This is a genomic window from Helicobacter sp. (assembly GCF_029067145.1).
Classification (GTDB): domain Bacteria; phylum Campylobacterota; class Campylobacteria; order Campylobacterales; family Helicobacteraceae; genus Helicobacter_D.
On record NZ_JAIEFA010000080.1, the window covers coordinates 1 to 13,052 of the forward strand.

Annotated in this window: 13 protein-coding genes; 8 read left to right on the plus strand and 5 right to left on the minus strand. The window is 37.2% G+C overall.

Translation table 11 applies throughout. The annotated features are described in order from the left end of the window. The 4 genes from K2N75_RS07670 to fliW all read right to left on the minus strand — a co-directional run. Nucleotides 1-828, minus strand: an 828-nt coding sequence (locus K2N75_RS07670) for a cache domain-containing protein (RefSeq protein ID WP_300120278.1), incomplete at its 3' end; no start/stop codon positions are given. 90 nt (nt 829-918) lie between these two features. Next, nucleotides 919-1,881, minus strand: coding sequence for a tRNA (adenosine(37)-N6)-dimethylallyltransferase MiaA (gene miaA / locus K2N75_RS07675; RefSeq protein ID WP_297681114.1), 963 nt, complete (start codon nt 1,879-1,881; stop codon nt 919-921). Next, nucleotides 1,878-2,621, minus strand: coding sequence for a pyrroline-5-carboxylate reductase (proC, locus tag K2N75_RS07680; RefSeq protein ID WP_297681115.1), 744 nt, complete (start codon nt 2,619-2,621; stop codon nt 1,878-1,880). The genes miaA and proC overlap by 4 nt, the downstream gene beginning before the upstream one ends. 10 nt (nt 2,622-2,631) lie before the next feature. Beyond that, nucleotides 2,632-3,060 carry a flagellar assembly protein FliW gene (gene fliW, locus K2N75_RS07685; protein ID WP_297681116.1) on the minus strand — a complete coding sequence of 143 codons (429 nt, stop codon included), beginning with the start codon at nt 3,058-3,060 and terminating at the stop codon, nt 2,632-2,634. A 192-nt stretch (nt 3,061-3,252) separates the two neighbouring features. Here fliW and bamD point away from each other — a divergent pair, with 192 nt between their 5' ends. The 8 genes from bamD to K2N75_RS07725 all read left to right on the plus strand — a co-directional run bounded on the left by bamD (nt 3,253) and on the right by K2N75_RS07725 (nt 12,241). Then, nucleotides 3,253-3,921 (plus strand): outer membrane protein assembly factor BamD, encoded by a 669-nt coding sequence (gene bamD, locus K2N75_RS07690; RefSeq protein WP_297681117.1) that lies wholly within the window; start codon nt 3,253-3,255, stop codon nt 3,919-3,921. A gap of 8 nt (nt 3,922-3,929) precedes the next feature. After that, the gene (lon, locus tag K2N75_RS07695; protein ID WP_297681118.1) at nt 3,930-6,347 is read left to right on the plus strand and encodes an endopeptidase La; all 2,418 of its coding nucleotides are present in this window, start codon (nt 3,930-3,932) and stop codon (nt 6,345-6,347) included. Between the two features lie 32 nt (nt 6,348-6,379). Next, nucleotides 6,380-7,003 (plus strand): ribonuclease HII, encoded by a 624-nt coding sequence (locus K2N75_RS07700; protein WP_297681120.1) that lies wholly within the window; start codon nt 6,380-6,382, stop codon nt 7,001-7,003. 77 nt (nt 7,004-7,080) lie between these two features. Beyond that, on the plus strand, nt 7,081-7,881 hold the full coding sequence (gene minD / locus K2N75_RS07705) for a septum site-determining protein MinD (RefSeq protein WP_297681122.1): 801 nt from the start codon (nt 7,081-7,083) through the stop codon (nt 7,879-7,881). After that, a complete protein-coding gene (gene minE / locus K2N75_RS07710; RefSeq protein ID WP_297681124.1) occupies nt 7,878-8,114 on the plus strand; it encodes a cell division topological specificity factor MinE in 237 nt (78 codons plus the stop codon). Before minD ends, minE begins: the two co-directional genes overlap by 4 nt. Before the next feature lie 8 nt (nt 8,115-8,122). Beyond that, nucleotides 8,123-9,235: a divergent polysaccharide deacetylase family protein gene (locus K2N75_RS07715; protein WP_297681126.1), complete on the plus strand. Its 1,113-nt coding sequence runs from the start codon at nt 8,123-8,125 to the stop codon at nt 9,233-9,235. Nucleotides 9,236-9,295: 60 nt separating this feature from the next. Beyond that, complete coding sequence (locus K2N75_RS07720) at nt 9,296-11,425, plus strand: hypothetical protein (protein WP_297681128.1); 2,130 nt, start codon at nt 9,296-9,298, stop codon at nt 11,423-11,425. Between the two features lie 9 nt (nt 11,426-11,434). Then, a complete protein-coding gene (locus K2N75_RS07725; RefSeq protein WP_297681130.1) occupies nt 11,435-12,241 on the plus strand; it encodes a DNA-processing protein DprA in 807 nt (268 codons plus the stop codon). A 195-nt stretch (nt 12,242-12,436) separates the two neighbouring features. On the opposite strand, the gene K2N75_RS07730 is transcribed toward K2N75_RS07725, so the two are convergent. Continuing rightward, nucleotides 12,437-12,886 (minus strand): YqaA family protein, encoded by a 450-nt coding sequence (locus K2N75_RS07730; RefSeq protein ID WP_297681132.1) that lies wholly within the window; start codon nt 12,884-12,886, stop codon nt 12,437-12,439. Between the last annotated feature and the right edge of the window lie 166 nt (nt 12,887-13,052).

The following is a 13,052-nucleotide window of genomic DNA, read 5'->3' on the forward strand; positions in this document are numbered from 1 at the left end:
AATGCCAAATTCGTCGTGAGAATCTATTTTGATTAGATTCGCTGTGGTTGTATCGTGGTTGAGGTAGGAGAAGAAATTGGTAAGATTGTTCTGTATGGTTCGCACACTAAAAGTAAGATTGCTATAAAATCCCCAAAATAACGGAACCAAAATAATAAGCAAAACAATCGCTCCAATGGAAAATGCCTTAAATAATGAGGTATCAATGAATCCAATGATGTCGTGTGAAATTTTTGTTGTATATTCTCCTAAAGTATCCACATAAACACCTGTAGAAATCCAAATATTTTGGGTGTTTGGAATCATTGTCGCATAACCAACTTTTTGTGCTGTGCCAAGTGTGCCATCAGGAAGAGGTTTGCTAAAAGAAAAATGTACAAATTTGGTTTGTTGTTTCTGTGTTTTTGCGGTTTGGAATAAGTCCCTTACATAATAAACTCCATCAGTGTCTTTAGCCTCATATAGTGATTTGCCAATCAAGTCTTTGCGTGTAGGGTGAGCCACAGGCGTATGTTCTTTGTAAGCGAAATAATATCCGCTTTTGTCTGATTCAAATCGGAAGTTTTCAATGGCTTTTGCAATGATTGCTATTTGTGAGGGTTCATCTAAGCCTACAATCAGCTCTCCTAGGGATTCTGCTAGAGTATCCGTAGCAAGCTTGATTTTTTGCTCTACCTCCTCACTCACAGCCTTATGCACTTCCATACTTGTATCTCGCGTAATATCTTGCTTAAAATATTCAATCGTACCAAATATGCTTATTAAACTCACAGCGATTCCAAGCATAAGCACCAAGATTTTTGCTTTCAATGACATTCTTTTATACATAAGCCCCTTCCTTTTCGTTGCTTAGATTTTATTTAGATTCGCATTATACAATTATATAATATTAATAATCCATTTTATTTTAAAAATATTTTAGCAAAAATTACAAAAAATTTGTGAGGAAATTTGAGAATAAATTTCATTTGCTGTGCCACAAAAATGTGGAGGAAATTGTGTTTTATTAAAAGTGCTTTGTCGCTTGGCAAGTTGGGCTGTGTGCAAAGAGATAGAATCCTTGAGAGATTCTAAAGAAAAAATGTGGGATTGTGGTTTGGTAGAGGAGGGATTCCGCGCTTTTTGATGATTGAGATATTCTAATGTTTCTTTAATGCCAATACTTTTTGTCCATTGGTGTTGTGTGCCATAACGCGCAATAAGCGTTTGCACTTCGTTTAAAAGTCCTTTGTTTAGCATTTCTTGTGTGCGTTCTTGAATCCTTGCTCTTAACAATTCTCGCGCAAAATGAATTTCAAAAATTTCACAAGATTTTAAAATTGGTTTGGGAGGATTGTTGGCAAAATAAACGCTTGGCGCAGTTTGTGTGGAGAAGTATATTTCTAGCGCGCGGGTAATGCGGTAAGAATCTTGCGGGTTGATTCTGCTTGCATAAGGGGAATCTACTTTGGATAAATACACATATTGCGCTTTTGAATCACCAAGATGATGAATCGCAGTATCTATTTCTAGTTTTTCAGATGAAGATAATTTGGGAGAGGGTGAAAGCCCACAAAGCAATGTTTTAAGATAAAAGCTTGTGCCGCCCACGATGAGGAGATGCTTGTTGTGCGCTTGACAAAATGTTTGTGCGCGATGATATTCTTGAATAAAATTCTGAACATTTTGCGATTCGTTAGGGCGCAAAACATCTATGCCAAAATGTGGAATCCCCTTTCTCTCCTCTAAACTAGGCTTCGCGCTAGCAATATTGATTTCTTCATAAATGCTTAAAGAATCTAGTGAAAGAATCGCACAATCATAGTTTGAAGCAAGCTCCAAAGAAAGAGCAGTTTTGCCTGCACCACTGCCACCTAAAATCGCAAGAGTTTTTGGTTTCAAGCGAAGTTTTTAGAAGCCAAAACCGCTTCTAAAAAAGCGTTTTTAAGAGCGTGTTTTTCCAAAGTCGCTACTCCTTGTGCAGTAGAGCCTCCCGGACTCATCACGCTTTCTTTAAGCAATGTGGGGTGGTTTTGTTCTAAAAGACTAGCAAAACCGCTAAATAATGTGCGCACGATTTGTGTAGAATCTTCGCGTGTTAGACCATAGGTTACTCCACTATCAATGAGCGATTCGGCAACAAGGGCTAAAAACGCCGGAGCGCAACCACCCAAAGCAGTAGCTAAGGGAAAATGCTTTTCTTCAAGCCATACGCTTTTGCCAATAGAATCAAAAATAGCAATCGCTTCTTTTTGGAAAGCCAAATCACCACACAAGCTCGTGATAGATTGTCCAACGCCTGCGCAGATATTTGGCATAGCCCGAATATAATATTGTGATTCTATGGTGGCTTTTAATGTCTCAAGACTGGTAGCATTTAAGATAGAATAAACACATTTTGCTTTGCCATTAAAGCAGAATTGATGGAGTGCGTAAGGCTTAACACAAAGCAAGATTTCATCGGATTCTTTTAATGGAATCGTGGAATTTTCCAAAAATAGAGGAGTCAAATTTAATTCCTCGCAAAAGGATTGAACTTTTGCAGGATTGCGACCGCAGACTAATAGTTTGTATTTGTCTTTCAAGCCTTGCGCTAAGGCTTTTGCCATTTTGCCATAGCCCAAAAGAATTAAGGATTGCATTGTGGGATTTCTATTGTTTGGAGAAGTCAAAGAATTTTGAAATAGGTTCGGACAATCCGAAATTCTCGTATTTGAAATTTTCTAAAACGACTTGTGCCATTGTAAGAGTCTCAAAGTTAAAAAGCAAAGGGGCTAGGAAATTAACGCTAGATTCTTCAATGGGTTCTTTCACGCAAACAATATTTAAAATGACGAGTTTAGAGTTTTGCGGGTCGGTGTTTGTTTTGCCTTTTAAATCTAAAAGTGCCTTTATAGGAGATGGAATCTCAAACTCATAATCTGTGCGCATAGCATAAGGATTCACTAGAGTAAAGGAAATGCCGTCATTTTCGCAACTTTTTAATTGCATAAAAGTTTCATCGTCTTTGGAGATTCTTTCTAGTTTCATCTTGTGGATATGTTCAAAGCCTAAAATCGGAGATTTTACTACAAATTCCATTGTTTTTCCTTCGCTTATGAGCGTTTAAAAATCATAGAAAATAATTTTACTAAAAGTTTTGCGTGAGATTTTATCGCAATAAAAGCAAAAAATCAATTTTATTTTAAAAAAAATTTATAAAATCTATACCAAATCCGCTATAATTACGACCATTTTTATAATTTTTAGCTTCGTTTTTAAGGAATTTATTTTATGTTGCGATGGATGAAATTTTCTCTTTATGGTTTTTGTATTCTTGTTTTTTTGGGCGCGTGTTCGTCTAAGACCAACAGCGGTTTGGCACTAGATGAGGTGAATAAACCCGCGGATTATTGGTATCAAAATATGTTAAAAGAGATTCGTAACGATGATTTGGAAAAAGCCGATAGTTATTTTGTCTCTTTACAAAGCGAACATTTAAATTCTCCGCTTTTAGGCGAGGCGATGTTGATTTTGGGAAGAGCGCATATGCAAAAAGAAGAATATTTACTTGCAGGATTCTATTTTGACGAATTTACAAAACGTTTTGGAAATGCAGAAAATATAGACTTTGTGCAATATTTAAAATTACAGGCAAATTATTTTGCTTTTGGCAAGCGATACCGCGACCAACAATTATTAATGCAATCCATCAATGAAGCAAAAGCCTTTGACCAAAAATATCCTTATTCGCGTTATCGCCCTATGGTAGATACAATGCTTTTAAAGCTTGAATTGGCAAATTTAAGCCTAAACAAAGAAATTATTAAACTTTATGAGCGCAGAGGCAAGGAGAATGCGGCTGAATTTTATCAGCAAAAAATCAATGAAAATGCTTGGATTAAAGATGTTTATTATAAAGAGGCGCATTCTCCGTGGTATCAAAGAATCTTTGAATGGTAGGAGAAACTATGCAATTAGAACGTTATGGAGAATTTCCAAAAATTTTGCCTGTCATCGTAGAGGAGGATATGTTTTTGTATCCTTTTATGATTGCGCCTTTGTTTGTCAGCGATGAGGAAAACCTAAAAGCCATTGAAGTTGCAATGGAATCTCAAGACAAATTGATTTTTATTACTGCTTCCAAAACTAGCGCACTTGGAGAAAGCGATACGGGATTCTATGATGTGGGCGTGATTGGTGTGATTATGCGTCGTGTTGCCTTGCCTGAAGGGCGCGTTAAGATTCTGTTTCAAGGGTTAAGTCGTGGGCGTTTGTTGAATGTAGAATCCAAAATGCCCTTGCAAGGCAAGATTGAACCAATCCTCTCTCTGCCTTTTGATGCTGCACGTATAGAAGCGATTTTGGCGGTTTTGAAAGAGAGATTGCGCAATCTTTATAATATCTCTCAAAACTTCCCACAAGATTTACTTAAAAGTATTAATGAGACAATGGAGCCAAATCGTGCGGCAGATTTGATTGCGAGTGCGATTCGGCTTAAAAAAGACCAAGCCTATAAAATATTCAAAGAAAATAATCCCGAAGAGCGACTTTTAAGCCTCATTGAAATTGTAATGGAGGAAATCCGCGCACAGCAAATCCAAAAAGAGATTAAAACAAAAGTTAATTCTCAAATGGAAAAAGTCAATAAAGAGTATTTTTTAAAAGAACAATTAAAGCAGATTCAAAAAGAATTGGGCGGAGACGCAGGTAAAGATGCAGAGATAGAGGAATATCGCCAAAAACTAGAAAAACTCAAAAACAAAATGAGTCAAGACGCTTACAAAGAGATTTCTAAGCAAATTGCCAAGCTCTCAAGAATGCACCAAGATAGCGCAGACGCAAATTTATTGCAAAACTATGTTGAATTAGTTTTAGAGATTCCTTTTGGTTCTTTTGCGCAAAAACCGCTCAAGATTGATGAGGTAGAAAAGCAGCTCAACAAAGACCATTTCGCGCTAGAAAAGCCAAAAGAACGCATTGTGGAATATTTTGCGGTGCGTGAGTTGCTCGCATTGCGTGGCAAGGGGAATAACAATGAAAATAAAGGCACGATTCTATGCTTTTATGGACCTCCGGGAGTAGGTAAGACAAGCCTTGCAAACTCTATTGCTACTGCTTTGAAGCGTAAATTGGTGCGAATCGCATTGGGTGGTTTAGAAGATGTCAATGAATTGCGCGGACATCGCCGCACTTATATTGGTGCAATGCCCGGTAGAATCGTGCAGGGCTTGATTGACGCAAAAGAAATGAATCCCGTCGTGGTGCTAGATGAGATTGACAAGATTCATAATTCTTTTCGTGGCGACCCTTCCTCTGTGTTATTAGAGATTCTTGACCCAGAGCAAAATAAGGAATTTAGAGATTATTATACAAATTTTGATTTGGATTTATCGCAAGTGATTTTTATTGCAACGGCAAACGATGTGAGTGCGATTCCAGCACCTTTGCGCGATAGAATGGAGTTTATTAATATTAACAGCTACACACCTAGCCAAAAAGAGCAAATTGCTAAAAAATATTTAATTCCTCAAGAGCTGAAAAAACATGGTTTGCAAAATAGCGAGATTAGCTTTTCTCCTAGTGCGGTAAAAATGCTGATTGAAAAATACACAAGAGAAGCAGGAGTGCGGAATCTGCGCCGCAGGATTGCACAAATCTTGCGCAAAGTAGCAAAAAATATTTTACAATCGCCACAAGAAAAAGTGCAAATTACCCCCAAAAACTTGCACGAATTTTTAGATAAAATCGTGTTTGAGTTTGAAAATGCAAGCAAAAATGCAGAGGTTGGATTGGTTAATGGGCTTGCTTGGACGAGTGTAGGAGGCGATGTTTTAAAGATTGAAGCACTCAAAATCAAAGGCAAGGGAGGCTTGCATTTAACAGGAAATTTGGGCGATGTGATGAAAGAAAGTGCAAAAATTGCCTATTCTTATGTGAAATCTTTAATTGATAGTGGAGTACTCAAGGTGGATTGTAAGTTAATCCCTCAAACTCCAAAAGAAAAAGAAGAAAATATCCAACCCAGCGCAAGTGAGATTTATAATCGCTTAGATGTGCATTTGCACGTTCCAGAGGGTGCAACGCCAAAAGACGGACCGAGCGCGGGAATCGCAATTGCAAGCGCACTTGCTTCGCTGCTGACAAACAAAAAAGCGCGCGGTGATGTTGCAATGACGGGTGAGCTAACTTTAAGAGGCAAAGTCTTGCCTATTGGAGGTTTGCAAGAAAAGCTCATCGCCGCTTATAAATCAGGTATGAAAGAAGTGTTGATTCCAAAGAAAAATTTTGAACGCGATATGGACGAGATTCCACAAGAGGTAAAAGAGGGCTTAAAGATTCACCCTGTCAGCGAATTTAAAGAAGTTTTGCGATTTGTCTTAAAATAATGTCCAAACAGCATCCTCTAATAAACCTTGCTTTGTCTTCTAATGCTTTACAACAAACCTTGGAATCGCTTGTGATTCCTTTGCCAAAATATCCTGAAATTTGTGGTATAGATGAAGCCGGGAGAGGTTGTGTAGCAGGTTCGCTTTTTGTTTGCGGAGTTGTTTTAGAATCTCCTAATCAAAGCCTTTTGGAGAGAATTAAGGATTCTAAAAAGCTTTCCCAAAGTGTCCGAGATTCTTTGAGCGTGGAGATTCAATCTTGCGCGCGATTCCACATTGTCCAAAAAACTTCCAAGCAAATTGATACAAAGGGTTTGAGTGCGTGCATCAAGGAATCTTTGCTTGAGATTTTAAGCTCTTTAAATGCGCCTTTTTATGTGTTTGATGGAAATTGCGCCTTTGGGATTCCGCATTTAAAAACCCTCATCAAAGGAGATTCCAAACTTCATACAATCAGTGCGGCAAGTATTTTGGCAAAGAGCGCGAAAGATTCTGAAATGTTGGCATTGGACAAGGAATTTCCTCAATATGATTTTGCGCATAATAAGGGTTATGGTACAAAAGCGCATTTAGAGAATATCCAGAAATATGGATTTTGTGCAGTTCATCGCCAAAGCTATCATCTAAAGTCGCTTTTAACTCCAAGTCTTTTTTAAATTTTTTTATGTTTAATCTATATTAAATGCTTCAAAAGCTACAATTTTTAGCTTAATTTTAAACTGAAGGTGTGATTTTGAGTGGATGTGTGATTACGATTACTTCCGGCAAAGGTGGTGTGGGTAAATCCACGACAACTGCGAATCTTGCTGTGGGGTTGGCAAGTGAGGGCAAGAAAGTTGTAGCGGTAGATTTTGATATTGGTTTGCGTAATTTAGATATGATTTTGGGTTTAGAAAATCGTATTGTGTATGATATTGTCAATGTAATGGAGGGGGAATGCAATCTTTCCCAAGCTCTTATTAACGATAAAAAAACCAAAAATCTTTATTTTTTGCCCGCGAGTCAAAGCAAGGATAAAAATATTTTAGACAAAGAAAAAGTTTCGGGGTTAATTCATAAACTTAAAGAGGAATTTGATTTTGTTTTGTTGGATTCTCCAGCAGGAATTGAGGGAGGATTTGAGCATTCTATTTTTTTGGCTGACCGCGCATTGATTGTTTCAACACCGGAAGTTTCAAGCGTACGTGATGCGGATAGGGTGATTGGAATCATTGACGCAAAAAGCAAAAAGGCACAAGAAGGACAAGAAGTGCTAAAGCATGTAATTATTAACCGCCTAAAGCCCGAAATGGTAGAAAAAGGTGAAATGCTAAGTGTAGAAGATGTGCTAAATATTCTTGCTTTGCCTCTGATTGGAATCGTACCAGAAGATGAGAAAATCATCTCTTCTACCAACACGGGAGAACCTGTGATTTATGGTAATTCTCTTTCTGCTCTTGCTTATCAAAATATCGCAAAACGAATTTTGGGTGAAGAAGTGCCCTATTTGGAATTAAAAGCCAAAAAGGGATTCTTTGGAAGGTTATTTTCATGAGTTTAATGGATAAATTCTTCGGGGGCAAAAAATCTTCTGCTAAGGAAGCAAGAGACCGCTTAACATTGATTTTAGCGCACGAACGCGCAATTAATGTGCCTTATATGGAACAAATGAAAGAAGAGATACTAGAAGTGATTAAAAAATACACAAAAGCTCAAAAAATTGATATGAAAACAGATTCCAACCAAAATTTTAATACACTTGAAGTTGAGATTCTACTAGAAAAATAATTGAATCTATGGATAAAGTAAAGCCTATAACCATTGGTATTATTGCATTATTGCTCGTATTGCTTAGCTTTAACTTTATCCCTAAAACTCCAAAATCAAAACCTGCTTTGCAAACAAAAACACAAGAAAATCTCCAAGCCTCAAAAATCACACCAAGCAAGGAATCAAACGCAACGATAATGCAAAGTAATGCGGAGTTAATCCAAAAAAATATTGATTTTTTGAAAGAAAATTTAGAGGCACTTAAGGCAAGTTCTCTCGCGGAATCCTCAAAAGAAATTTCCCAAACACAACCTCAAGATACCGATGTTTCAGAGGCTTTTAAAAAACAAATCGTATCTAATGCAACAAAAGAATCGCAAGAAACGCAAAAGGAATCCTCTCTTGCTAAAACACAGGAAAATTCATCTGAAACAAAAGAATCTGCCTTATGTCAGCGCACGAAGCCGCAACTTGCAATTATTATTGATGATGTTGGGAATTTCGCACAATATCGGGCAATAACTAAAATCCATTACAAGATTACTCCCTCACTTTTTCCCAAAAGCAAGACAAATCCAAAAACTCCAAAAATTGCGAAGTTTGCTCCTTTTTATATGGTGCATTTGCCGCTTGAGGCATTGAATTTTTATCAAGCAGAGCACGAATGGCTGTTTGTCGGAGATTCGCAAGATAAAATTCAACAAAGAATCCAAGCAATTAAGCAAGATTTTCCAACACTCACTTATATTAATAATCATACAGGGAGTAAATTTACACAGGATTTAGATTCTATGACGCTACTTTTAGAAACGCTTAACAAAAATAAAATTAGTTTTTTGGATTCTAAAACAGCTTCCAATACCAAAACAAGCGTATTTTACGCCACACATTCTATGGAAAAACTTAATCCGTGCCAAAGTAACTATTTGGAACGTGATGTGTTTTTGGATAATGAATTGAATATCTCAAAAATTACACAAAATCTAATTCAAGCGGTAAAAATAGCGAAGACTAAGGGTTATGCCATTGCGATTGGACACCCTCACAAAGAGACTTTGCTAGCGCTTAAAAATGCAGAAAATTATCTAGCCAAAAGCGGGGTAGAACTCGTATATGTGAATGAAATTATTGCACCATAACAATTTTATAAAGAATTATGCTAAAATATTGGGAATTTTAGGATTTTTAAGGGATTCGCAATGACAACTCCAACAGAAACTCGCCAGCTACAAGGGAGCATTTTAAATATTGCGCATGTAAAAGATTCCACTTTTTGTATTGACAATGTTTTCTATATTTCTGAAATCAATCAAAATTTACATATTGGAACAAGTATCCGAGTAATTAAAGATATAGAATCTCCACATCGTTATTCTCACGCATTTGGAATCTCTCCGCATTCTTATTTTTGTTTTCCCATTATGGGTGAAAGAAAAGCATTTGTTTTAGAGCTTAATGGTTCCACTTTGAAACACATTGCGACATTAGAGGACCACGATGGCGATATAGAATCCTGTGCTTTTTCTCGTGATGGGAGATTTTTTGCCACAGGTGGGCAAGACGGAAGAGTTTTTTTGTATGAAGGACGCAGCTTTTTGGCTATTTCCTCTTTGTTAGCGCGTTCGGATTATATTTCTACGATTCGTTTTTCTAATAGTGGTGATTTTATTGCAATTAGCGGATTTGATAAATTTACAATGATTTTTGATGTTTTGCGACATAGAATTGCCTTTAATTTTGCTACAAACGATGTTGTAGAGGATTCTTGTTTTTTTGAACACGATGAAAAAATTTTGCTCGTGTGTCGCAACAATGCGAGCATTATTTTTAGCTTAAAAGAGGGCAAAATTATTTCTCAAGAATACCCTTTTGCATTTTGGCCCACAAGTATTGCTATTACAGAAGAGGAAAATTACGCACTCGTCGGCACGCGTTCAGATATGCTTTATGTCTTGTCTTTGAAAGATAATTCCAAAACTATGGAGATTAACAATGAACACGCTGGCACAGCCTCATTGGCTTTTTCTCACGGACATTTATATATCGGCTCTATTGACGGAGCACTTTTGATTATTGATTATAACGAAGGCAGAGAGGAACTAGAATCTAGTTTGCAAAAAAAAGATTACAAAAGTGCGCGCGAGGCGATTAATAAAAATGTATTTTTAAGTATTCACCCCTTGACGAAAATTTTTGATGAGGTATGGCCCGAAATCCTCAATGAAGCCATTGCATTGTTGAATGAAAACGAAATAGAAAAAGCAGTGGAGCTTACTGCACCCTTTGTCGTCAATGAATCTAAAAAGAATGAATTTGACTTTTATTTGTCTCAAAAGGACGGGGTAAAGACTTTTTTAGAATTAGTCAATAAAAAAGATTTCACTAAAGCCTATGAGATGCTAAAGACAACGAAATTTTTAGTCAAAACGCAAGCCTATGAAAAGCTAGAAAATATTTGGAATAAGGCGTTTTTTAATGCCAAAAAGCTTCTTATGGAAAATGCAAGCACCAACAAGCGTTTGGCAGAGCAGGCTTTAGCACCTTTTAACAGCACACCAAAAAAAGAGCTCATCGTGCAGCTTTTGCGCAACTGCGATGTGTTTGAAAAAGCAGATATGCTGATTAAAAAGCAAAATTTCAAAGAATATTTTAGTTTAACCTTTCAGTTTTCATTCTTGCGTGAGACGGATTTGTATAAAAAAGTGCTTTTAGTGGGCGAGCGAATGCTCACAAATCTGATTGAATTAGAAAAAAACTTCCATTACGATGAGGCGAAAAAAATCGCAGAAACTCTGCTTGTTTTCCCAACCCTTAAGCGCGCAGCAAACGAACGCATTGTGCTAATGCAACAAAAAGAGAATCTCTTAATGGCAATTGAAGCAAAAGACATTAAAAAAGTCTATTCGTTGGTAGATGAGATTGAAAGCTTGCGCTCTATGCAGCAGTTTAAGGATTTCACAAAAGACTTTTTAAGATGTTATGAAGAAGCAAAAACCTACGCGCAAACAGGAGATGCAAAGCACGCAATGGTTGTTTTTGGCGAGTATATGGAAATTCATTATTGGGTAGATAAAATCGGCTCACTTTTAAAAACAGCCTATTTAAGTCAGATTCAGCAAAACTTGCAAAGCCCTGATGTGAATTGGGTGATTACAATCAAACGTTATTTTGAACGTTATGGCAAAAGTATAGAGTTAGTGAGATTGCTCCAAGAGCACCCAGCCAAAGCAATCCTAGATGAGTTTGAGGGTGATGGCGAGGGTGATGGTTATCGTCGTTATGGTTTTGTAGATACGATTGTCATTTATTTGGTTCAAAAAGAATCTTAAAGAAATGCTTTGGAATCCTTAAAAGATTCTGCGATTCTACCTGCAATTCCGACTGAATTGTCGCATTTGGGTTTAAAGCGGATTTTTTACTGCGGCAATTTAGAATTATTAAGCTCGCGTAAAATTACGATTGTTGGCACGCGGAATCCCAACCCTTATGCCCAAAATTTCACCCAAACTCTTGCGTGTAAGCTTGCAAATAAGGGCGCGGTAATTGTGAGTGGAGGCGCGCTTGGGACAGATATTATTGCGCACAAATATGCTTTGCCTAATACCATTATGGTTTCACCCGCTTCTTTGGATATTATCTATCCGCGCACAAACACAAAAATCATTCAACAGATTTACCAAGACGCTTTGATTTTAAGTCCGTTTGATTCTCCTTATTCTCCGCGTGCCTTTTCATTTTTGGAGCGCAACAAATTAGTTGTTAGTCTTGGAGAATGCGTGATTATCCCTCAAGCAGATTTAGAAAGTGGGTCAATGCGAAGTGCGAATTACGCACTAAAACTTGGCAAACAAATCTTTGTACCGCCCCATCAAATCGGACAAAGTCAAGGCACACAGACTTTGGCTAAAAAGGGTCAAGCGCAAGTGATTTGGGAGATAGATGAGTTTGTAGAATCGCTAGGATTCCAAGAGGAATGCAAGCAGGATTTTGCAAATCAAGCAGTAGCGGGAAAAGATGAGGTATTGGAATTTTGCAAAAGCAATCCACTCTTTGAGGAGGCGTTTTTGAAGTTTGGAGCAATTTTGTTTGAATATGAGCTAGAGGGCAAAATTTGTCGTCATAATGGTAGGATTGAAGTGCAATAGCTTTTTTCTTACGCGGAATGAATAAAGTAAGAGCCTCTGCGTCCTTGCAAGGAAGAGGAGCAGACGAAGCAATCTATAATCTAAAATCTCGCCCTTAACTTTGTGATTCCATTGTTTTATTTGCGCAAGATTGTAGATTGCCACGAATTGCGTTATAATTCTCGTAATGACAGCAAGGACGCGATGGTAAGTTTCTTAACCCGCTGCTTGCCACCAAGAAAATGCACCCAAAAGCACCAAATACCGCAAGCCTTTGCCGAGTGCAATAAAGAAAACTGCTTTGATAAAAGGATATTGATAAACGCCAAGTGCAAGGGCAAAAACATCGCCCAAAAGAGGCAAAAAACTAAAAAAAGCAAAGCAGAATCCATATTTTTGGATTCTTTCTTGATAGCGATGGATTTTTTGACTCGCGTTTTTGAAGTATCGGTTAAGCAAATAATCGTTGCCAAAATAGCCAATCGCATAAGTTGTCAGCGCGCCAAGTGTGTTGCCAAGTGTAGCGACACACCACACGATAGATTCGGAATATCCTATGGATACGAAGCCTAGCACAAAGACTTCAGAGCCTAGCGGATAAAGACTGCTTGCCAAAAAGCAGACAAGCAACAATCCTACAAGCCCTAGAGATTCTAAAGTTTCCATAAAATTTTTTATGATTTTTATAATTTTTATATTAAATTTAAATTATTTTAAATAAACATTAATTATTCATAATTTTTTTACTCTGACGAAAAGACTTTTTCACCCCCCTGTAATACTTTTTATTTCATATAAAATTCATGGTCAAACAGTATTATGTAAAGTTCAT